This is a genomic window from Jejuia spongiicola, assembly GCF_023502325.1.
Lineage (GTDB): Bacteria > Bacteroidota > Bacteroidia > Flavobacteriales > Flavobacteriaceae > Wocania_A > Wocania_A spongiicola.
The window spans coordinates 249,012-272,914 of the sequence record NZ_JAMFLZ010000001.1 but is presented as its reverse complement, the minus strand read 5'-3'; the positions used below and the strand labels follow the sequence as shown (position 1 = coordinate 272,914).

General features: G+C 32.6%; 17 protein-coding genes. 13 read left to right on the top strand and 4 right to left on the bottom strand.

Annotated elements, in window-relative coordinates; translation table 11 throughout:
- Positions 1 to 143 precede the first annotated feature (143 nt).
- From M3P09_RS01245 to M3P09_RS01220, 6 genes are all read left to right on the top strand, one after another.
- Positions 144 to 1,016, top strand: coding sequence for an aldo/keto reductase (locus tag M3P09_RS01245; RefSeq protein ID WP_249971731.1), 873 nt, complete (start codon positions 144 to 146; stop codon positions 1,014 to 1,016).
- 67 nt (positions 1,017 to 1,083) lie between these two features.
- Complete coding sequence (locus M3P09_RS01240) at positions 1,084 to 1,839, top strand: SDR family NAD(P)-dependent oxidoreductase (protein WP_249971730.1); 756 nt, start codon at positions 1,084 to 1,086, stop codon at positions 1,837 to 1,839.
- A gap of 35 nt (positions 1,840 to 1,874) precedes the next feature.
- Positions 1,875 to 3,008 (top strand): ATP-binding protein, encoded by a 1,134-nt coding sequence (locus M3P09_RS01235; protein ID WP_099565434.1) that lies wholly within the window; start codon positions 1,875 to 1,877, stop codon positions 3,006 to 3,008.
- A 208-nt stretch (positions 3,009 to 3,216) separates the two neighbouring features.
- Positions 3,217 to 3,768 (top strand): RNA polymerase sigma factor, encoded by a 552-nt coding sequence (locus M3P09_RS01230; RefSeq protein ID WP_249971729.1) that lies wholly within the window; start codon positions 3,217 to 3,219, stop codon positions 3,766 to 3,768.
- A complete protein-coding gene (locus M3P09_RS01225; protein ID WP_249971728.1) occupies positions 3,752 to 4,276 on the top strand; it encodes a hypothetical protein in 525 nt (174 codons plus the stop codon). Before M3P09_RS01230 ends, M3P09_RS01225 begins: the two co-directional genes overlap by 17 nt.
- A complete protein-coding gene (locus M3P09_RS01220; RefSeq protein ID WP_249971727.1) occupies positions 4,257 to 5,393 on the top strand; it encodes a hypothetical protein in 1,137 nt (378 codons plus the stop codon). Before M3P09_RS01225 ends, M3P09_RS01220 begins: the two co-directional genes overlap by 20 nt.
- Positions 5,394 to 5,455: 62 nt before the next feature.
- On the opposite strand, the gene amaB is transcribed toward M3P09_RS01220, so the two are convergent.
- On the bottom strand, positions 5,456 to 7,009 hold the full coding sequence (amaB, locus tag M3P09_RS01215; RefSeq protein WP_249971726.1) for an L-piperidine-6-carboxylate dehydrogenase: 1,554 nt from the start codon (positions 7,007 to 7,009) through the stop codon (positions 5,456 to 5,458).
- A 123-nt stretch (positions 7,010 to 7,132) separates the two neighbouring features.
- Here amaB and M3P09_RS01210 point away from each other — a divergent pair, with 123 nt between their 5' ends.
- Positions 7,133 to 8,182 carry an isoaspartyl peptidase/L-asparaginase family protein gene (locus M3P09_RS01210; RefSeq protein WP_249971725.1) on the top strand — a complete coding sequence of 350 codons (1,050 nt, stop codon included), beginning with the start codon at positions 7,133 to 7,135 and terminating at the stop codon, positions 8,180 to 8,182.
- Here the strand turns inward: M3P09_RS01210 and M3P09_RS01205 are convergent.
- Positions 8,179 to 8,685, bottom strand: a complete 507-nt coding sequence (locus tag M3P09_RS01205; protein WP_249971724.1) for a CAP domain-containing protein — start codon at positions 8,683 to 8,685, stop codon at positions 8,179 to 8,181. The genes M3P09_RS01210 and M3P09_RS01205 overlap by 4 nt on opposite strands.
- Before the next feature lie 351 nt (positions 8,686 to 9,036).
- On the opposite strand from M3P09_RS01205, the gene M3P09_RS01200 reads away from it, so the two are divergent.
- The 3 genes from M3P09_RS01200 (at position 9,037) to M3P09_RS01185 (ending at position 16,116) form a co-directional block, all read left to right on the top strand.
- The gene (locus M3P09_RS01200; protein WP_249971723.1) at positions 9,037 to 14,607 is read left to right on the top strand and encodes an alpha-2-macroglobulin family protein; all 5,571 of its coding nucleotides are present in this window, start codon (positions 9,037 to 9,039) and stop codon (positions 14,605 to 14,607) included.
- A 32-nt stretch (positions 14,608 to 14,639) separates the two neighbouring features.
- The gene (locus M3P09_RS17295; protein WP_284041101.1) at positions 14,640 to 15,578 is read left to right on the top strand and encodes a LuxR C-terminal-related transcriptional regulator; all 939 of its coding nucleotides are present in this window, start codon (positions 14,640 to 14,642) and stop codon (positions 15,576 to 15,578) included.
- Positions 15,579 to 15,693: 115 nt separating this feature from the next.
- The gene (locus tag M3P09_RS01185; protein ID WP_249971722.1) at positions 15,694 to 16,116 is read left to right on the top strand and encodes a VOC family protein; all 423 of its coding nucleotides are present in this window, start codon (positions 15,694 to 15,696) and stop codon (positions 16,114 to 16,116) included.
- A 130-nt stretch (positions 16,117 to 16,246) separates the two neighbouring features.
- Here M3P09_RS01185 and M3P09_RS01180 read toward each other — a convergent pair whose 3' ends face one another.
- The gene (locus M3P09_RS01180) at positions 16,247 to 18,061 is read right to left on the bottom strand and encodes a T9SS type B sorting domain-containing protein (protein WP_249971721.1); all 1,815 of its coding nucleotides are present in this window, start codon (positions 18,059 to 18,061) and stop codon (positions 16,247 to 16,249) included.
- 137 nt (positions 18,062 to 18,198) lie between these two features.
- On the opposite strand from M3P09_RS01180, the gene M3P09_RS01175 reads away from it, so the two are divergent.
- From M3P09_RS01175 to pbpC, 3 genes are all read left to right on the top strand, one after another.
- Positions 18,199 to 18,930 (top strand): YqjF family protein, encoded by a 732-nt coding sequence (locus M3P09_RS01175; RefSeq protein ID WP_249971720.1) that lies wholly within the window; start codon positions 18,199 to 18,201, stop codon positions 18,928 to 18,930.
- A 19-nt stretch (positions 18,931 to 18,949) separates the two neighbouring features.
- Positions 18,950 to 19,264: an antibiotic biosynthesis monooxygenase family protein gene (locus tag M3P09_RS01170; RefSeq protein ID WP_099565033.1), complete on the top strand. Its 315-nt coding sequence runs from the start codon at positions 18,950 to 18,952 to the stop codon at positions 19,262 to 19,264.
- A gap of 125 nt (positions 19,265 to 19,389) precedes the next feature.
- Positions 19,390 to 21,684: a penicillin-binding protein 1C gene (gene pbpC / locus M3P09_RS01165; protein ID WP_347709788.1), complete on the top strand. Its 2,295-nt coding sequence runs from the start codon at positions 19,390 to 19,392 to the stop codon at positions 21,682 to 21,684.
- On the opposite strand, the gene M3P09_RS01160 is transcribed toward pbpC, so the two are convergent.
- A complete protein-coding gene (locus M3P09_RS01160; RefSeq protein ID WP_249971718.1) occupies positions 21,681 to 23,789 on the bottom strand; it encodes a T9SS type B sorting domain-containing protein in 2,109 nt (702 codons plus the stop codon). The two genes, pbpC and M3P09_RS01160, sit on opposite strands and share 4 nt — an antisense overlap.
- Between the last annotated feature and the right edge of the window lie 114 nt (positions 23,790 to 23,903).

The window sequence follows — 23,903 nt, the reverse complement described above, 5'->3', positions numbered from 1 at the left end:
TCCCGAATATACAGTCCTTATTTGAGCATTGCAAATTGTTAAAATTTTTATTGTAATGCTGTTAAAAATTGGTTAAAAGTTGCAGTATTTAAAAGGCTTAATACATTTTTAATTTAGTATTTTTAAGCTTCAAAAATTAAACTATGACCAATAATAACTTTTCTCGAATTATTGCAGGCACAATGACTTGGGGAAAATGGGGTAAGCAACTCTCTAAAAAAGAGATGGTTACCCTTATAGCCGACTGTTTAGAAAACAATATTACAACCTTTGACCATGCAGATATTTACGGCGCTTATACAACTGAAAATGAATTTGGTAATGCTTACGCTGATAGTGGTATTTCAAGAGAAAAAATTCAATTAATCAGTAAATGTGGTATTCAATACTTAACTGAAAACAGAAACAATAATGTAAAACACTATAATTATAGTAAAGAATATATTATTTGGTCTGTTGAAACATCTCTAAAACATTTAAAAACTGAGTATTTAGACTTGTTACTATTACACAGACCAAGTCCTTTAATGCAACCTGAAATTATAGCAGAAGCTGTTTCTAAATTAAAACGACAAGGCAAAATAAAAAACTTTGGCGTCTCTAATTTTATACCATCGCAAGTAGATTTAATTTCTAAGGATACTAGTATTTTGGCTAATCAAATACAGTTTTCATTAACACATCACGATGCTATGCACGATGGAACTCTAGACCAAATGATGCTTAAAAATATTATTCCAATGGCTTGGTCTCCTTTAGGCATTGTTTTTAAAGAAGATACTGAACAAACAAGGAGAATACATAAGCAATTGGGTAAACTAATGGATAAATACAACGCAACCGAAGATCAGCTTTTATTGGCTTGGTTATTAAAGCATCCAGCAAAAATTCATCCAGTGGTTGGTTCAACAAATAAAGAACGATTAAAAAATGCTGTTAAAGCAACTGAAATAGATTTAGAACTTGAAGACTGGTTTTTAATTTTAGTTGCTTGCCAAGGGCACAAAGTACCTTAAAACTAATCTGCAGTCTTCAATCTCAAAAAAGACATTTATTAAATTATTTGTTTAAATGAATACAAGAATGAAAAATAAAACAGCCTTAATAACAGGAACAACAAGTGGTATAGGAGAAGCTACCGCTTACGAGTTTGCAAAACATGGTATTAATTTAGTGCTTTGCGGAAGGCGATTAAAACGCTTAAATACTATAAAAAAAGCTTTAGAGCGTTTAACCAATGTGCATATATTAAATTTTGATGTGCGTAATAAAGATGAAACTTTAAAAGCCATTGAATCGCTTCCAAAAGATTTTAAAAATATTGATATTCTTATTAATAATGCCGGAAATGCTCATGGATTAGACCCCATACATAGCGGAAATACTGACGATTGGGACGCCATGATGGATATAAATGTAAAAGGATTACTTTATGTGAGTAAGGCTATTATTCCGCAAATGACTGAAAGACAATCTGGGCATATTATAAACATTGGTTCTTCAGCAGGGAAAGAAGTTTACCCTAAAGGAAATGTTTACTGTGCTAGTAAACATGCTGTTTTAGCAATTACAGAAGGGATGCGTATTGATTTAAATCCGTTTGGTGTAAAAGTGGGTTCTATAAACCCAGGATTGGTTGAAACCGAGTTTTCGCAAGTACGTTTTAAAGGTGATGCGATAGCCGATAACGTTTATAAAGGCTTTAAAGCGTTACAAGCTAAAGATATAGCAGAAATTATTTATTTTGCTATATCGCGTCCACCACACGTAAATATTGCCGATTTATTAGTATTTCCTACAGCCCAGGCTAGCTCAACAATTGTAAAAAAAGAATTTTAAACTATGAGGTTTCTGCTTTAGCAAGAATGACAGATATGATTAACAAACGCCTACTTATAAAACACCTTTTGGCTCACAACGATGAGAATAGTTTTTATGATAAAAAGCGTAAAATAGATATTAGTCATAAAGAAGGTAAAGCTAAATTTTTAAAGCACATTTGCGCCCTTTCAAACAGTAACCCAAAAAACAATTCGTATATAGTAATAGGAGTTGAAGATGAAGACAATAATATTATTGGTGTCGATTTTTTTGACGATAGTAAAATTCAAAACCTCATAAATGCCTATTTAAGCCACCCCCCAATAGTGCAATACGAAAACATTCCGTTTCCACATTTACCAGACGATAAAGTAGTAGGGTTGGTAACTATAAGGCCAACGGGTAAAATAACATCGTTACGAAAAAACATTTGGAAATATTATGGTGGCTCAGTGTTTTTTAGAGATGGCAGCATGAGTATGCCTAAGGTGTTTGATATAGAAATAAAAGACATTAATTCTAAAATTGTTGAAGCTATTGAAAACCATGCCCAAAACAATATTGAACACACACTTGATTCTGTTTTTCATTTTATGAATACGCGTAAAGACTATAATGCGAAATACAAAGTTTTTAAAGAATACTTTGTGGTATGTTGGTCTGGGCAAAAAAAAATAGTAAAAGATGAAACCTTTTTCTCTAGAGTAGATATCGAGCTTATTAATGAACAAGTTCGTTTGTTTTTTTCAGCTTTAGATGAAGTTTCTATTTCCATTAATGCTGATAGCTTTAAAATTATTGAATATGTGAATCTTGGGCTACAAAATACCAATAAGTATTATCCGCTTGAAGAAACTATTATTCATTTTGAAAACAATGCTAATTATAATATTGAGACCCAGTTGTTATTTAAACCACCTCAGTTTGATAAAAAAGTGTTACATCATATTTATAATTCTAATAATGCAATTTTAGAAAAACTAAAAAAAGGAGTTTCTTTTACAAAAACTGAAGAGCAAGATTTAAAAAATTTACCTGCAACCTATTTAATTTGCCACCTCAACCTTTTTGATGATGCTATTGATAAGCTTAACGAAGCAAAGCCCTATTTAAAAAATTATAGTAAAGAATTGTATAGTCTATACAAAGAGTCGTTGAGGATTTTAAGAAAAGTGAAATACAGTTAATTTCCTGTTGATAAAATTAATATTAATTTAACTTTCAACTATTGTGTAACACATTAATTATAAACACTTTTGTACTGCTATTAATCTTTAATTAGATATAAACCTTGTTTCTACCAGTATATTCTGGAATCTGAGACAAGGTTTTTTCATGTAAAATGAAACCTTTCTTTTTTTTCTTCGTTTTTAATAGTATAACCATCAAGATTAAATGTCTAAAAAAATAAGTGTATTAATTAAAAAGTGTATCAAAGGCGACCAAAAAGCCCAAATGCATTTATACGATTCATACTGTGAAGCTATGTTTTATATAGCATGTAGGTATTTAAAAAATGAAGACGAAGCAAAAGATGCTATGCAAGAAGGGTTTTTAAAAGCGTTTTTTAAACTAAGCACTTATAAAGACGATCTTAGTTTTGGAGCTTGGTTAAAAAAAATAATTATAAATCAATGTATTGATGTTTTAAAGAAGAAAAAACTTGAAACAGTTTCTATAGAAAGTCAAACATTCGAAATTATTGATAATGAGACTTCTTGGGAGTTTGATTCAAGATTATCTAAGGTGATTATTGAAAACACCATTAATACACTACCAGAAAAATACAAGCTTGTATTACAATTGTATTTAATTGAAGGTTACGATCACTCTGAAATTTCAGAGATTCTAAACATTCCCATTAAAACTTCAAGAACACATTTAAGTAGGGGTAAAATGTTACTTAGAAACTTTTTAAAAAAACAAAATTATGAAGCACGATATTAGAACTCTTTTCAAAGGAGATTCGTTTCCTAAAAAGGAGTTGCCAGACTCTCATAGAAGCGAGTTTTTAGAGAAACTTCAATCTTCAAAAAAAGAGAAAAAGCATATTAATATTAGTATTTTATACAAATACGTTGCCTTATTTATTGTCTTATTATCTATTGGAATAATAGTTACTAATCCATTTTCAAAAGAAAACAGTTTAGCCGATACCGCTCTAGAAATACAATTAAAAGGGATTGAAAAAACCTATTTAGAAAATATTGACAAGGAATGGCAAAGTTTTATTGTATTAACAAAAGATAAAAAGCTTATAAAGCGCTATGAGAATAAACTGAGCGAATTAAATGATGACTATCAAGAAATTTCGAATCAATACAAAATAGACAAAAACAATATGATTGTAATTGAAGCTCTAATCGAAAATTTAAAAACCAGATTACAGCTATTAAAAGATATTCAACAACACATTAACTTATTAAATAAAGAACATGAGAACATTACAATTTAAATTATGGCTTTTAATGTTTCTTTCATCAGCCACTCTATTGGCACAAAAAGAAAATATTTATTCAAAAAACTTTAAAACAGATAAAAATACTACAGCTCTGTTAAAGTTAAAAGGTGGCACAGTTAAAATAGAATCATCTCCTGATGAAAACTTTTATGTAGAGTATAACGTAGTGTTTGATAATTATCCTAAAAGAAAAAAGAAAGGAATAATTGAAAAAATTGAAATCGAAGCTCAAATGAGTGACAATCATATTACATTAGTTGATAAATCTAAAATTTACTTTAATGCAAGATTAAATGCTATGCTAGGAAACTTGTATAAAAAAGATACATCTATAGTCAAAAACCATAATAAAAAGTCTAAACAAGATTTAATAGAAGAAATAAAAGAAATTAGAACCCCTGTTTCCTTTTACGAAGAGTTAATTAAAAACTCTAGTAGATACAGTCCAAAAGAAAAAGAAGAGTTAATTAACAAATTTAATAACCGAAAAAAAAGAAGCTATAACAAAAGTTTTATTATTAAAATTCCAACGAATATTGAGCTCACAATTGATGCAAAAAACACAATAATTAGATTAACAAATAATTTAGAAAACAAACTTTCCGTTAGGCTTGACGGAGGAAAATTTATTGCAAAATCTCTTAATAATAATAGCAATGTGATAAAAGTTAAAGACGCATTGTTTTTAACTGAAAATATTAATGGTGGCGAGTTTGCCCTTAACAATATTAAAAAAGGCTTAATCGGAAGCATTAATAACATTAACTTATTGGCAGAATTTTCTAATTTAGAAATAGGTGAAGTTCAACAAAACAATAATTTTAAAGGTTTTAGCAACGATATATTGATACATAATTTCTCAAATAACTTTAACCAATTTGATTTGTTTTTAGAGTATTCAAAAATTCATTTTTTTAAACTAAGTCATGATTATGAATTAAATGCCATCGGTTACAACACTCTTGTTAATATAGACAATATAATAGGGAAAGTGGCTCCTCAAAAAAGTGACAAAAAAGAAAAGTTTTTTGTTAAAGAGCGCTCTGGAAAAGGGCTGTTTTCTGGAATCATGAATTTTGATCTAACTCATAGTTTTATAAATATCCATTAATGTTTTAAGAAAAAAAAGCCACATCTATCGATGTGGCTTTTTTTATTTAGTGTTCTTTTTTTTTAAAGATCAAACTTAATCCCTTGAGCTAATGGTAACTCATCAGAATAATTAATAGTGTTTGTTTGACGTCTCATGTATACTTTCCAAGCATCAGATCCAGACTCACGTCCACCGCCAGTTTCTTTTTCACCACCAAAAGCGCCACCAATTTCAGCCCCAGATGTTCCTATATTTACATTGGCAATACCACAATCTGAACCAGCGTATGATAAGAATTTTTCTGCTTCTTTCATTTCATTAGTCATAATTGCAGATGATAATCCTTGAGCAACACCATTTTGCTTTTCGATTGCACGTTCTACTTCTCCTGAATATTTCATTAAATATAAAATTGGAGCAAAGGTTTCGTGTTGTACAATTTCAAAATGGTTTTCGGCTTCAATAATTGCTGGTTTTACATAACATCCGCTTTCATAACCTTCACCTTCTAAAACACCACCTTCTACTAGTACATTTCCACCCTCAGCTTTTGCCTTTTCAATAGCTGCTAAATAAGTATTTACAGCATCTTTGTCAATTAAAGGACCTATATGATTTTTTTCGTCTAATGGATTCCCTATAGTCAATTGGCCATAAGCACCAACTATTGCATCTCTTACTTTATCATAAACAGATTCGTGAATAATCAGTCGTCGAGTAGATGTACAGCGTTGTCCGCAGGTTCCAACAGCTCCAAATACTGCACCAGGAACAACTACTTTTAAATCTGCAGAAGGTGTAATAATTATAGCATTGTTTCCTCCTAATTCTAATAAAGATTTCCCAAAACGCTCAGCTACTGTTGCACCAACAATTCTTCCCATCCTAGTTGAACCTGTTGCAGAAACTAAAGGAATTCTAGGATCTGTAGTCATCATTTCACCAACTTTGTAATCACCATTAATAATACAAGAAATGCCTTCTGGCAAGTTGTTTTCTTTTAAAATTCCTGCTATAATGTTTTGACAAGCAACAGAGCATAATGGAGCTTTTTCTGAAGCTTTCCATACACATACATCACCGCAAATCCATGCTAAAGCTGTGTTCCAAGCCCAAACTGCAACTGGAAAGTTAAAAGCAGAGATAATCCCAACAACACCAATTGGGTGCCATTGCTCTCTCATAACATGTCCAGGACGTTCCGATGGAATGGTTTGCCCGTTTAATTGTCTTGATAATCCAACAGCAAAATCACAGATGTCAATCATTTCTTGAACCTCTCCGTATCCTTCTTGTAAAGACTTACCCATCTCGTATGAAACTAATTTTCCTAATGGTTCTTTTAAGTCTCTTAATTTGTTTCCAAATTGACGCACAATTTCTCCACGTTGTGGAGCTGGCATATCTCTAAAAGATAAAAAGGCTGTTGTTGCAGCATCCATTACCCTTTCGTAATCTGCTTTTGTTGTCGTTTTTACTTTTCCAATTAATTTTCCATCAACAGGAGAATATGATTCAATAATTTCTCCATTAGAAAAATTATCTGAACCTGTTGAAGTCCCTTCATTAATTGCACTTAACCCCAACTCATTCAAGGCTTCTTTTATTCCGAAATCAGTAGTTACTGCTTCCATATATTTTCGTTTTATTATTATTACTAAATTTTGTTGCGAATATACTAATTTATAGTGTTTATCTTTCTCAATTTTATATTAAAAATACTATCTTTAAAAGCCATTTAGCAGACTCTATTTATTATGAAAAAAATCATCTTTTTACTTTCTACTTTATTCATTTTTAGTGCTTGTAAAAATGCTGAAAACAATACTGAAGTAACAACAGACAACCCTAGACAAGAATTCTCTATTATTATTCATGGAGGTGCCGGCACTATTTTAAAAAAGAATATGTCTCCAGAGATGGAAACCGCTTATAAACAGAAATTAGAAGAGGCTATTAGAGTAGGTTATGAAATTTTAAAAAACGGGGGGACTAGTATAGATGCTGTAACAAAAACTATAAATGTTATGGAAGACTCACCTTTATTTAATGCAGGAAAAGGTGCTGTTTTTACTCATGAAGAAACTAACGAGCATGATGCTTCTATTATGGACGGAAAAACTTTAAACGCAGGAGCTTCAGCAGGAACCACAACCGTTAAAAACCCTATTGATTTAGCCAAGGCTGTTATGGAAAAATCGCCTCATGTAATGCTGTCTGGAAAAGGGGCAGACACATTTGCAAAAAAACAAGGTTTACAAATTGTTGAGCCAAATTATTTTTATACTGAAAGGCGCTATAAATCACTTCAAAACATAAAAGAAAAAGAACAAACAGAACTAGATCATGATACTAAAGTTTCGTTTTATGATGGCGATATTAAAGATTCAAAATTTGGAACTGTGGGTTGTGCTGCCTTAGACAAAAACGGCAACTTAGCTGCTGGAACCTCAACAGGTGGAATGACCAATAAACGCTGGGGGCGCATAGGAGATTCTCCAATTATTGGCGCTGGTACATATGCTAATAATAATACTTGTGCCGTGTCAAGTACAGGTTGGGGCGAATATTTTATTCGTGGAATGATCGCTTATGATATTTCTGCTTTAATGGAATATAAAAACTTGAGCTTAAAAGAAGCCGCTCAAGAAGTCATTCAAAATAAATTAACCCGTCTTGGTGGTACAGGAGGTATTGTTGCCATTGATAAAAACGGAAATATGGTAGCCGAGTTTAATACTGCTGGCATGTACAGAGCTACCATAAACGATAAAGGTGAATTGTCTATTGGGATTTATAAGAATTAAGTATTATTTGGCTCTGGCTTTTTCTTTAGGAAAATCTGTGTAAAATAATATACTCCTGAACTATTTTTTACAACACTAATGCCAATATGTGTAAAATCACCTTCTATATTTGCTCGATGCCCACTGCTATCTATCCAAGCGTCCATAACATCTTTAGCTGATTGTTGACCATAAGCAACATTTTCTCCAGTTCTAGAAGCTTTTTCTTCATTAAATAATCGATCGGACCTTTCGTCAAAATAATCATGACTTATATCCTTTTGCGCAATCATATAATGGGTATGCTCTTCTGCTAATTCTGTTGCTAAATTGTTTATGGCTAGAGGCTCTTTACCAATACTCGCTCTATGTAAGTTTACTAGTTGAAATATTTCTTCTTCAATAGAGAGTGTTTCTAACTTTTCTATGTCTTCAAGCGAATCATCTTTTGAACATGAAACAGTACACGTTAATACTGCAAAACAAGACAAAATTAACCAGGTTTTAAAATAGTAGGTTTTCATAAGTATTTAATTTGGGGTATTCGAATATACGCTAGTTTTTGATTTATAGATCCATAGACACAAAAATTCTAGTATTTATATTCTAAAAAAGGACGTTCATCGAGTTTTTTAATTAATTTTAAAAAAATGAACATTTAAAACGTTAAGACTTATTTAACGTTTTAAAAAAATCTAAACATCAAAATTTGAACGTAACTTTATTAACAAGAAACATCGTATGTAAAAAATATCTTTCTCCTACAAAAGCTATTTCGATGTTACATTTGACAGATAAAATCAATAAAAATCTACAAATGAAACTGCCTACGCTTTCTTTTCACCAGTTCATTTTCACTTAAATCCATCAATCCTATGTCATTAAAAAAACTTTTTGCTTTCGTATTAATTCTTACGTTAGTTATATCCTGTAAAAAGAAAGTGGTAGAAACCGATAATCTTTTCAAATTCAGAGATTACATTAGTTACACAACATCTGGAATTACATCAGTTGCTAGTCCTATTCAAATTAGTTTAGCTAACGATGTTGAAGGTTGGGAAATGGGTATGGAAATCACTGATAAAATCGTAAGTATAAAACCTCATGTTGAGGGCAAATTAACTGCTTCCAATAAGCATACTCTACTTTTTACACCGGACGAATATTTGGAACCTGCAACAGAATACACTATTACAGTAAAACTTGGAAGCATTTATGAAAACATGCCCAAAGGCTTTAAAGGTTATACCTTTCAGTTTAAAACCATCACTCCAAATTTCAATGTAGTTACAAATCATTTACAATCTTATAGCAAAGAATGGCAATATCTTGAAGGGAATATTAAATCTGCCGATATTATATCAATTAACGATGCCAAAACTTTAGTTGAAGCTTCTCAAAACAGTAAAAATTTATCTATTGTTTTTAATGAAACAAATGTGAGTTCTAAGTTTTTCGAATTTAAAATTGATAGCATTAATCGACAAGTTGAAGACAGCAAAATTCTTGTAAAGTGGAACGGGAAAAACATAAAAGCATCAAACAAAGGTGAAAATACAATCAATATTCCTGGAAAAAATAACTTTACAATTGTTGATGTAGATGTTATTCAATCGCCAGAACAACATTTGTCTATCAATTTTTCAGACCCTTTAAAAAAACAGCAAAATTTTGATGGATTAGTTACTATTCAAAAAGTTAAAAGCCCAAAATATATTGTTGATGGCAATGTGTTAAAAGTATATCCAGACAGCAAATTAGTTGGCAATATTCAGGTTGATGTTTTTCAAGGTATTAAAAATACCGAGAGTTACAAATTAAAGAAACCATTCTCTGAAATTATTGCTTTTGAAGAATTAAAGCCTCATGTGCGTTTAATTAGCAATGGTACTATTTTACCTAATTCTGAAGAATTAAAATTCAATTTTGAGGCCGTTAATTTAAGCGCTGTTGATGTTAGAGTTATTAAAATTTTTGAAGACAATATCCTTCAATTTCTACAAGACAATAATTTAAATAGCAATAACACTTATGATATTAAAAAAGTAGGTCGTCGTATTGCAAAACAAACTATTCAGCTTCAAACTCCAGCAGAAAATACTGGAAAGTGGAAAGCTTATAGTATTGATTTGTCTAAGTTCTTTAAAGCTGATACTGGCACTATTTATCGTATAGAATTAAGTTATAACAGAAATTATTCGTTATATGATTGCGAGGCAAATTCTAATATTACTAATGCTGAAAATGATGAATATGACGAGTATTACGAAGAGGACTATTATGAAGATAGTTTAAATGAAATCTCTACGGAAGATGAAGATTTAAAAGAAGAAGCATATTGGGATAATTTAGTATATCGATATAAAAATTATAGCTACAATTGGCGTGAAGAACAAAACCCATGTCATGATGCTTATTATAATGAACGCAAAATAGTGTCTCAAAACTTACTAGCTTCAAACCTTGGTGTTATTGCAAAACGAGGCTCAAATAACTCATATTATTTTGCAGTAACTAATATTTTAAGCACCAACCCAGAAGCGGGTGCAAAGGTTACACTTTATAATTTTCAGCAACAAAACATAGCTAGCAGAACCACTGACGACCAAGGTTTAATTACTATCGATTCTGAAAAGCATGCTAATTTCGCTATTGTTTCTAAAGGGCAAAACACAACGTATGTAAAACTATATGACGGAAATTCGTTGTCACTAAGTAAATTTGATGTTTCTGGAAACCGTTTACAACGCGGACTTAAAGGTTACATTTATGGAGAACGTGGGGTTTGGCGACCTGGAGACTCACTCCATTTAACCTTTATGCTAAACGATACCCATAATAAGCTTCCAAAAGGGCATCCTGTTAAAATGGAAATTACAAATCCTAATGGGAAATTGGTATATAAAAAAGTAACTACTAATAATCTTAATAATTTTTACAAATTCACAGTTCCAACGTCTCAAGAAGATAAAACTGGTAATTATAATGCCAAAGTTTCTGTTGGTGGTGCAACATTTTATAAAGGTTTAAAAATTGAAACCGTTAAACCAAATCGTTTAAAAATTAAAGTGGATTTTGAGAATGACATCTTAACTAGTAAAGCTCCATTAAAAGGAACATTAGATGTTAAATGGCTTCATGGTGCTCCAGGGAAAAACCTAAAGGCAGAAATTAAAGCAAAGTTTACACCATCGTATACAAGTTTTAAAAATTATAAAAACTACGTCTTTAATGATCCTACGCGTAAATTTCAAACTGAAGAATTCAATATTTTTGAGGGTAATGTTAATGCTGAAGGCTTAGCAAAAATTAATAATAAACTAAATGTTGGCAAAAACGCTCCAGGGATGTTAAATGCTCAATTTTTAGTAAGAGCCTTTGAAAACGGTGGCGATTTCTCCATGGATGCATTTACAAAAAAATATGCCCCTTACGAGTCATTTGTTGGTTTGCGTTCTCCAAAAGGAAATGCTTACGGTTCGTTTTTTACAGATGAAAACCAAGCCTTTGATGTTGTAGTTGTTGATGCTCACGGAAAACCCATAAAACGAAACAACCTTGAAGTAAAAGTATATAAAATTGAATGGCGCTGGTGGTGGAACTCATCTTACGATAATCTATCAAGCTATGTTTCAAGTAGCTACCACAGACCTTATTTAAGTTCTAAAATAAATACGGATGCTAACGGAAAAAGTACATTAAACATAAACATTCCAGACCAAGACAGAGGCCGCTATCTTATCAGAATTATTGATCCAATAAGCGGTCATGCTACAGGAAGAACAGCTTATTTTTATAAAAACTGGTGGAGCAACTCTACATCTGGAGATAAAGAAGCTGCAAAAATGCTTGTGTTTTCTGCAGATAAAGAAAAGTATAACGTTGGCGAAACCGCAAAAATAACGTTTCAATCTGGTAGCGAAGGTCGTGCTTTAGTAAGTATTGAAAATGGCACCGAAGTTCTAGATTTTAAATGGGTAAAAACGCAACCAAGGGAAACTACGGTTAATATTCCTGTAACATCAGAAATGGCACCAAATGTATTTGTAAATATTTCGCTTTTGCAACCGCATGCCATTTCAGAAAACGATTTGCCTATTCGGTTATTTGGTGTCATTCCTTTAATGGTTGAAGACCCAAACACCAAATTAGAACCTCAACTAAAAATGCCTAATGTATTACGTCCAAAAGAAACATTTAAGGTTACTGTTTCAGAAAAAAGCAACAAAGCTATGACCTATACAATAGCCATGGTTGAAGAAGGCTTACTAGATTTAACACGATTTAAAACGCCTAATGCCTGGAACGAGTTTTATAAGCGAGAAGCTTTAGGTGTTAAGACTTGGGATGTCTTTGATGCTATTATTGGTGCATATTCTGGTAGTATAGATCAAGTTTTTGCTATTGGTGGTGATGGCAATGCTGCTGGCGGAAAAAACAAAAAAGCCAATCGTTTTAAGCCTGTAGTTACTTATTTAGGCCCTTTTTCTTTAAATACTGGTGAACAAAAAACGCATACCATAAAATTACCAAACTACATTGGCGCTGTACGCACCATGGTTATTGCTGGTGATAATAAAAATGAAGCTTATGGAAGCACCGATAAATCTGTTGAAGTTAAAAAACCTTTAATGGTTTTAGCAACACTTCCGCGGAAATTAAGTTCAGGGGAAAAAGTAACACTTCCTGTAACGGTTTTTGCAATGGAGCCCAAAGTTAAAAATGTAAACATTAGTTTAAAATTAAGCAATGGAATTACTGTAGCTGGCAGCGCTAAAAAATCACTAAGTTTTGCTAAACCCGATGAGCAAATGACGTATTTTGAACTTGATGTTAGTAAAGCAAAAGGCATTAATACAGTTGAAGTTATTGCCACTGGACATGGTGAAAAGTCTACTTACAAAGTAGAATTGGATGTAATAAACCCAAATCCAATCACATCAAAAGCCATTGATAAAACATTAGAGGCGAATACAAATGAAACTTTAGAGTTTTCTACCTTTGGTGTAGCAGGAACAAATTCGGCTACGTTAGAGTTTTCTACATTACCTCCAATGGATTTTTCACGCAGATTGCAATATTTAATTCAGTATCCACATGGTTGTGTAGAACAAACCACATCGAGTGTATTTCCGCAGTTATTTTTAGGTGATATTTTCGATTTAACTCACAAGAAAAAGCAAGTTATTCAAAATAATATTGAAAACGGTATAAAACGATTAGGGCATTTTCAAAGACCAAACGGAGGCATGAGTTATTGGATGGGAGAAAACAACGCAAACGATTGGGGAACCAGTTACGCTGGGCATTTTTTAATTGAAGCCGAAAAGAAAGGTTATGTGTTACCATTAACTTTTAAAAGCAACTGGATTGCTTATCAAAAACAGGCAGCAAGTAATTGGCGTCCAAGTTATAGAAGTTATAATTCTGATTTAGCCCAAGCTTACAGATTATACACTTTGGCATTGGCAGGAAGTCCAGATCTGGCAAGTATGAACCGTTTACGAGAGTTTAGCGAAATTTCAAACGAAGCCAAATGGCGATTAGCTGCGGCTTATGCTTTGGCAGGACAAAAAGAAGCTAGCGATAAAATTTCGCAATCTGCAAACATTGAATTTAAACCTGTCCGTTATAATTATTACACGTATGGTTCTAGAGATAGAAATCGTGCCATGGCTTTAGAGACTATGGTGCTTACTAAAAACAAAAATATGCGTGAATTGGCTCAATACATTGCAAAAGATTTATCTAGTAATCGTTGGATGAGTACACAAACAACAGCTTACAGTTTATTGGCTATGGCAAAAATGGTGAATGCTAATGGAGGAAAAGCATTAAAAGTAAATTATACAATTAATGGAAAAACAGAAAGCATAGACACAAAAAGTGCCATTGCACAACGCGAGTTAAAAGTAAATGATGGTAAAAATAGTTTGTCTTTTACAAACCAGAAAGACAATGTGGTTTATGTACGGGTTTTAAACTCAGGGAAACTACCTTTAGGTCAAGAACTTGCCGAACAACGTGGTTTAAGTGTAGTATATACATACAAAGATTTAAAAGGAAATAAAATTAATGTGTCCAAACTACAGCAAGGACAAGATTTTGTTGCTACGGTTAGTGTTAGTAATTTGAAAAATGAACGCGTAAACGATATAGCGCTTACACAAGTTTTTCCATCGGGGTGGGAAATTGTGAATACACGATTTACAGATTTTGGCAGTGCGACAACTAGTCAAGCTAGATTTACAGATATTAGAGATGATCGTGTAAACTTCTATTTTGATTTACCAGAAAAAGGGAAACATAGTACTAAAACTTTTAATGTGATGTTAAATGCATCGTATTTAGGAACTTACTATTTGCCTGGAATCCAAGCTGAAGCCATGTACGACAATGAATATTTGGTTAGAACTAAAGGGAAATGGGTTGTAGTTGAGAAATAATGAATTCTTTTCTCTATATTTAGAATTCAACAATGAACGATAAAGATTATTTTTCTCATTTATATGAAATAGCGAGCCATCTAAATAAGGAGTTCTCTCTACATTCTGCGCTTAGAAAATCTTTAGAGAAGACTGTTGAGATTCTAAACTTAGAAACAGGTTGGTTTTGGCTTACCGAACCAGATAATAAATCGGTGTACTTAGCTGCTTCCTACAATCTGCCTCCTGCTTTAAGCAATCATCCAGAGCGCTTATCTGGTAGGTGTTATTGTATAAAACAGTATTTGGCAGACGATATAGATCAGGCAATGAATATTAGTGAGATTACTTGCTCAAGGTTAGAGAATATTAGCACAGGAACTAAAGACTTAAAGTTTCATGCTGTAATTCCCATTACCGTTAATAGGCAAAAGGTAGGACTCATGAACTTGCTAAGTAAAGAAACGCGACAACTGAACGAAAAGGAATTGGCTATTCTTAATACCATTAGTGAGTTAGTTGGGACAGCAATTCAACGTACAAGATTACAACATTCAAATAGGAGCAACAATCTTAAATCAGATGTATCTCTTCATAAAGTACTTGAACGGGTTTTTCATCCACAAATAGAAGCCATAGTATCCTGCCTTGGTAATTCAGATAGTAACGATAACAAAATAAGTGAAGCATTGCATAAGGCCAAGGAGCTTCAGAAGCATTTAACGATGTTTAGCAAAGAAACAAAAGAGCAAGAAAAAGCGAGGAATAACTCTAAAGAGTTTCTCTATCCAGACTTGCCCTTAACTAAGCGAGAATTAGAAGTTCTTACCTTAATAAGGAGAGGTTTAACTAACGGTCAAATAGGTGAAGAATTATTCATATCCGAGCGTACAGTTAAATTCCACGTTACTGCCATTTTATCTAAACTCAATGCAAATACGCGTACCGAAGCAGTAGATATTAGTTTAAAGAGAGGCCTTCTAAGTGTCTAAATTACTTTTAATTTATCATTAACCTGTACTATGGTACAGGTGTTTTTCTGTACTGAAGTCCGTTTTATAGCTTTTGTGCTATTCTGATATTTGTTATAAATTAAAAAATAATAATATGAGAACACAAAGTATGTATTTAGAACACGCCAATATTACAGTAAACGACCTACAGGAGGCCATTAAGTTCTTCCAAACCGCCTTTCCTCACTTTAAGATACGAGGTGGTGGTAACGAGATGAGAGAATGGGTGCACTTAGGAGATGATGACACCTATATTGCTATTAATCAAGCAAAGCTAAGTGATTTAAAAGTTGACAAGAACTATGATAAAATAGGAATCAATCACTTAGGGTTTGTAGTGCCTAATGTAGAAGAAATAGCAAACAATCTTCTTAGTAATGGTTATAAGCGAGATTTTCCAAAAGAAGTAGAACAATTTAGAATTAGAGACTATTTTGCTGATGTCGATGGAAATCAGTTTGAATTCGTGCAATATCTTAGTGATAAAACAGAGGAAAAAAACAGTTACACCAATTAAGTTGCAGATAATAGAAATCAAGAATTGTCTAAAACCCTAAAACATTTTCAATACAAATAAAGGATATAGTGGGAAAGCTCGATCAATTACCTGAGCTCAGTAGAAGCATTGTAATAACGCCCAAAACAATTTAACGCTTTAAAGTAACGTGCCCTGTAAATTTTTGTCCGTCAATTACAACTATATACCAATAATCATTGGTTGGTAATTGTTGATTATTGAAAGTGCCATCCCATGAAAATGAGCTATTTCTAGAGCTTTTTAATAGCTTCCCGTATCTGTCAAAAATGGATACAAATGATGTTGAATAATACTCAATACCTTTTAAATCGAAGGCATCATTTTCGCCATCGTTATTAGGTGTAAAAAACTTAGGGATATAAAAATGTAAATACGATTGTGATGTAATATGTGCACATTCTTGGTTTTTGACATAAATTGTATATAACCCTCCGTCTACATTAAAAAAAGTATTGCTGGGTTGAAAAATGTTTCCGTTTAATGAATATAGGAGGGTTCCCGTGTTTGAAGACGCATTAATAATAATATCATTCCCATCGGATATAACACTTTCAATTGTAGGGTTGTTTATTTGGTTTAGTTGAATTGTTTTAATAACAGAACAACTACCACTATTTACTTGAACAGTATATGTCCCTGCACTTGATACATCTATCTGGTCGGTAGTTTCTCCATTACTCCATAAGTAAGAAGTTACTATGCTAGGGTTAGTTGGATTTGCAAATAAAGTTATAGATGTATTTTCGCAAAACTCTAAAGTTTCGTCTGTTACATTTGGAATCTCAAAATAGTTAACTTGTAAAGGTGTTCTTGTAGTTGACAAACAGCCTCCAAGCATAGTTTCTGCTTCGGCATAGTACGTTCCTGAAACACCATTCGGGCTATATGTTCTAATATTTGCCTGTAGTAAATTGCCTCCAACGGCCGCATCGTACCAATTTACTATAACGTCGTTTGGAACATTTACTGAAAGCATTGTATTATCGTTTTGACAAATCATTAAATCACCATTGCTTGTTGGTGCGTTAGGAAAAGGAATAACTCTAATTTCAAAAATTTCGGATGTTGAATTACACGATGAGTTTGTTAAATTAACAGCATCTTCTGCTACCAAAACCCTATAAAAAGACGTATTACTTGTAAGAGTAGGTGTGTAATTTTGATTATTTTCTCCAACTATATCCGTCCAATTAATCCCATCTGTGCTCTCTTGCCATTGATAAAAATGAGATGAAAAAATAGAAAAATCTGGAATTGCAGTTAATTGTGTAGAAAAAGGCAACTGATCTTCACACACATAAATATTGCTGTTATTTAACGCATCTTCAATAGTTACGGTATCACCACATGTTTTAAAAACAATATCGTCAATAGCTAAATCGTTTCCACAACCACCAACACCATTGTTTAACATTTTTAAAATAACAGATGTTTGAGCTGGTAATGTTTGAAATACTAAGGCGTATTGCACCCAATTAGGACCTGAGGTTCCATTTATACTACCTGTATTACCACTTGCCAATAAGTTTGTATCGGTGTTATCCCAAATTTCAAATCTTACATTTATAGGAATCCCGCCGTTTGGACAAGAGGTTGTACTTGGCAGTAAATTAATCATCCAAGACGAAAACTCATACGATGTGTTTTCGCATAATCCACTTATTGTAGTTCGATAGAATTCTCCAGCGGTGAAATCTGCATTAACTACTAGCATTCTTCCATCTGTATCGTTTGGAGTGTGGTCATCTATATCATGCCAATCAAAAAAATTTGTATTGCTGGATACGGTATAAAACCCATCACTAGGCGATCCGCCAGCAAAAGTATATGTTGTTGTTCCTGCTGGTAATGGTGAACTTGTTATTCCAGCACCAAAAGTTTCAGTAAAAATAGGATCGCCAGAATTTCCACTACAAAAACCCAATTGAGCATGTAAATTTAAAATCGTTAGATTTAAAAAAACTAAAATTAGTATTTGGACTTTTTTATTAATAAGTTTATTTTTTAGAGTCTAAAAATAACAATTAGCAAACTATATTAGTAAAAAAATAGCTTTTAGTTATGAAGTCGTCTGAAATATTAAAACAAACATCACACAGATCGTTTGAATATCCTAAACGTTCATGGAAGTTTTATCAAGAATGGAACGAAGCTATTTTTTTGCATTGGGAAGTTAACGAAACTTTGATAAAACCTTTACTCCCTAAAAATATAGAGTTGGATATTATAAACGGAAAAACCTGGGTAAGTCTAGTGGCTTTTAACATGAATAATATTGGTATAAAAAGCTTGCCTAAAATTCCGCATATATCAGATTTTCATGAGATAAATATTCGTGTTTATGTTGTTTGTAATAGGAAGCCAAGTGTTTATTTTTTGAGTATGGAAGGCAGCAAACGATCGTCCTGTAGGGTATTAAAAACGCTATCTAAATTTCCATATCGATATTCAAAAATGAAAAGAAATGAATCTAATTATGACTCTAAAAACACAGCGTTTAATGATTCATTTCATATTAAGTATAAGTTAGATAGCCTGCCTGTTAAAAAAGACAAAACTGATTTATGGCTTACCGAGCGCTATACTGTTTTTCAAGATTATAAAAAACACATTATTGAATACGACGTGCATCATGTTGAATGGCCTATTCAAAATATTCATATTGAAAATCTTAAAATAAATTACCCTAGGTTTAATCATATTATTAATAATAAACCCGATAGAGTTCATTATTCAAAAGGGGTTCAAGTTTTAACTTGGGATAAGAAAAAATTGTCAGCACATGGCTTTTAATTAAAACTGATTTATAAAAATGAAAGAAGATTTTAAATCGTATTACGCAGTTATTTTCACTTCTACTCAAAACAAAAATATTGATGGGTATTCTGAAATGGCAGAAAAAATGGAAACTCTAGCCAAACAACAAAAGGGGTATTTAGGAATGGATAGTGCAAAAAACGATGTTGGAATTACTGTAAGTTATTGGGACTCGTTAGAGGCTATAAAAAACTGGAAACAACAAAGTGAGCATTTGCAAGCACAACAAAAAGGACGACAATATTGGTATAGCTGGTACAATGTGCGAATTTGTAAAGTAGAACGCGAGTATGAATTCTTAAAAAAATAATGTCTCAAATCATCATAAAATTATCTTAAAACACATCTAAACACACACGCTTAGAGTATATATTTTAAGTGACAAGGCTCATAAACCACATAAAGCGACATAAAATTAAAACGGTAATTGTTACTGTGCTTTTACTTGCCTACTATTTTTGTTTACCAAATCAACTTTTTAAAGACCCTACTTCAACTGTTATTACAAGCTCAAATAATGAATTAATGGGTGCTCAAATAGCTAAAGACGGTCAATGGCGATTTCCTGAGAATGATTCAATTCCAAAAAAATTTAAAACGTGTATTATTCAGTTTGAAGACGAATATTTTTATAAACACCCTGGATTTAACCCAATTTCAATTTATAAAGCTTTACGAGATAATATAAAATCTGGCAAAGTAAAACGAGGGGGAAGTACCATAACACAACAAGTTATCCGTCTTTCAAGAAAAGGCACGCAAAGAACTTATTTTGAAAAATTTAAAGAAATTATTCTAGCTACTCGGTTAGAGTTTCGAGCTTCTAAAAATAAAATTCTATCATATTATAGTAGTCATGCTCCTTTTGGCGGAAATGTAGTTGGTTTAGATGCCGCATCATGGCGTTATTTTAACAGGCATGCTAACGATTTATCGTGGGCAGAAAGTGCAACTCTTGCCGTTTTACCTAATGCGCCAAGTTTAATTTATCCAGGGAAAAACCAGAAGCGATTACTTGAAAAACGCAATAGGCTACTCAAAAAACTATTAGAAAAAGAAATTATAGATTCCCTTACTTATAAGCTATCAATTATTGAAAGATTACCTCAAAAACCATATCCATTACCACAAATAGCACCACACTTATTACAAAAAACAACAAAGTTTCATTACGGAAAATATATCAAAACCACTATAAATTCTGAGCTTCAAAAACAAATTAATAGTATTGTAAAAAATCATTATAATCAATTAAGTCAAAATGAAATTTATAATGCTGCCGTTTTAGTTTTAGATGTAAAAACCAGACAAGTTTTAGCCTATGTGGGTAATACACCAACCGATAAAACGCATCAAAAAGATGTAGATATTATTGATAAGCCCAGAAGTACAGGAAGTATTTTAAAGCCTTTTTTATATACAGCCATGTTGGATGCTGGTGATATTTTACCCAATACTTTGATTGCAGATGTACCCACACAATTTGGAAACTATAACCCAGAAAACTATAATAAAACATACGATGGTATAGTACCGGCAAGCCGTGCTTTATCTCGTTCTTTAAATGTACCTTCGGTAAGGATGTTGCAAGAGTTTGGCCTAGATAGATTTCACCATTATTTGAAAGCTTTAAACCTAAAAGACTTAAAATATAACGCCAACCATTATGGTTTGTCTTTAATTTTAGGTGGCGCAGAAAGTAACTTGTGGGACTTGTGTAAAAGTTATGCTGCTTTATCGTCTACTTTAAATCATTTTTCTGAAACTTCAAGCGAATATTTTTCAAATGAGTTTTGCGAACCTGTTTTTATAGCCTCGGACACTATTGATTTTGGTAAAAAAACCAGCGATAAAACCTTATTTGATGCTGCTTCTATTTATTTAACTTATAATAGCCTAAAGGAAGTAAATAGGCCGCAAAGCGATGAAAGCTGGGAATTTTTTGATAACTCGAAACAAGTAGCTTGGAAAACGGGAACTAGTTTTGGGTTTCGTGATGCATGGGCAATAGGCTCCACTAAAGATTATGTTGTTGGTATTTGGGTTGGAAATGCAGATGGAGAAGGGCGACCAGGTTTGGTTGGTGTAGAAACTGCTGCCCCAATTTTATTTGATGTGTTTGATGTGTTACCAAACAGTGATTGGTTTGCAAAACCCTTTGATGAAATGCAAGCTGTTGATATTTGTAATGAGAGTGGGCATAGAGCATCTCAAAATTGTAAAAATATAGAAACTCAATTTGTTCAAGTAAGTGGTTTAAAAACGAAACCTTGTCCGTATCATATTTTAATTCATTTGAATAAAAACGAAGCTTTTCAAGTAAACTCTTCATGTGAAACTATTGATAATATTACCCATAAGTCATGGTTTGTATTACCGCCTTTAATGGCTTATTACTATAAAGCCAAAAACCCATTTTATAAGCCATTACCAAAATTTAGAAGCGACTGTTTAGGTGGAAATACCATTTCTATGGAATTTATTTACCCTAAAGAAAATAATAGCATTTTTTTACCGAAAGATTTTGATGGTAATATAAACGACCTTATTTTAAAAATTGCACACTCAAAACATGATTCTACATTATTTTGGTATTTGGATGATACTTTTTTGGGAAGCACAAAAGATATTCATGAGCTTGCTATTAAACCAAAACAAGGCGTTCATGTAATCACCGTGGTGGATGAGTTTGGGAATGAGGCGAAACGCCAATTTAAGGTCTCAAATTAACGCTTTAAGGTAAAATGTCCTGTAAACTTTTGACCCTCAATAATAATTACATACCAATAGTCATCAGAAGGTAAACCTCTCCCGCTAAGGGTTCCGTCCCAACTAAAAGTTCCATTTTTAGAAAACTTCATCAGTTTTCCATACCTATTAAAAATTGAAACTTCAGATGAACTATAAAATTCTATCCCCTTTAAATTAAACGTGTCATTTACACCATCATTATTTGGTGTGAAAAACTTAGGAATGAAAAAATGTAAATACTCTGCTTCAGCTATTTCAGGGCAATCTCTCTGTTTAACAAAAACAGAATACAATCCTCCATCAATATTAAAAAACGTATTATTTGTTTGAAATATATTACCGTTTAAAGAGTATAGAAAATCTCCAGTGTTTACGGTATTTATAGTAATATTTTTTCCATCTGAAATAATACTATCAATAATTGGAGTTTCTAAAAAAGTAACATTAAACACTCTAGTTTCAAAAGAACAAACGCTTCCTATTATTTCAACGGTATAATTTCCTGCTGAATTTAAATCAATACTTTGAGATGTTTCCCCTGTATTCCATAGATAAGTTGGATTTGTAATATTCGATTGAGCTGTTAATAGTTTGTCCTCTGTAGCGCAAAACACTATATCTTCTTCTATTATAGTGCCTGGTTGTGTTCCAGAAATCTCCCAAACACAAGTGTTAGTATTGAATAAAGCAGTTTCCCAACATTCTAAAGTAGGTTGCATGGGTTGTGTCCCCGATACTTCCCACATACAAGACGTATCATTAAAGCTTGCGGTTTCCCAACAGTCAGTATTTGGCTGCGCAGGTTGCGTTCCTAACACTTCCCACAGACAACTGGTATTATTAAAAACAGTGGTTTCCCAACAGTTTAATGTAGGCTGTACAGGTTGGTTTCCAGAGACATCCCAAGAACAGGTTATGTTATTAAACGTGGCGGTTTCCCAACACTCTAAAGTAGGTTGCAATGGCTGAGTTCCTGTTACTTCCCACATACAAGACGTATTATTAAATGTGGCGGTTTCCCAACATTCAATGTTTGGCTGTATGGGTTGCGTCCCTGATACATCCCAAGAGCAAGTTGTGTTATTTATTACTGCAGTTTCCCAACACTCCAAAGTAGGCATTGTAGGTAGTATACTTACTTCGACTTGATATTCATTTGAAAATGAAACGCACTGCGCATTTGTTAAGTTTATAGCTACTTCTGCAATTTTAGATCGAAAATAAGTGGTATTAGTGACTGAGATATTTAAGGTTTGATTGTTCTCTCCCGCTAAATCGTTCCAAGTAACTCCTCCATCAGTACTAGATTGCCATTGATAAAAATGCGAACTATATACACTAAAATCTGGTGTTGCGGTTAATGTCGTGTTAAAAGGAGCTTGAGAGCTACATAGACTCTCTGTATCATTATTAGCTAAATCTGATACTATAACTGTATCTCCACATGATTTAAATTCAATATCATCAATAGCCAAATCATTACCACAACCCCCTAATCCGTTGTTAATCATTTTAAGAATTACTGTATTTTGACCCATTAATGTTTGAAAAACCAGACCATATTCCTGCCAATTCGGAGATGATAACTCAACAATATTTCCTGTATCGCCACTAGCTAGTAAATTAGTATCTGTACTATCCCAAATTTCAAAACTAACATTTATAGGGATTGTGCCTCCAGGTACTGTTGAACAAAAACTATTGGCAATAACAAGGTTTAAAACCCATGCTGAAAATTCATAAGTGGTTGTTTCACATAAACCCGTTACTGTTGTTCTGTAAAACTCCCCAGGAGAGGCTGCAGCGTTAACAATAAGGCATTTCCCATCAACATCTCCAAGTGTATGATCTTGAGTTTGGTGCCAATCAAAGGCGTTTCCAAAAGTACCATTAGACACGGTATAAAAACCGTCACCCGGATAACCTGTTGAGTAAAAATATGTTGTAGTGCCTGCAGGGAGTGAATTATTTGCTATTCCTGTACCAAAATCTTCGGTAAAAATAGGATCTCCAGAGTTTCCTGAACAAAACCCTAATTGTCCTGATGATTTCTGCGAATAAAACAGAAACAAAACAAACCACAAACAAACTAATATTCTTTTAATTTTATAACCTTTTTCAATATGATTTTTATATCACATTTTGTTTATAGGCTATATTAAATTAATTTAAATATCTAAAAAAATAATAAACCTATA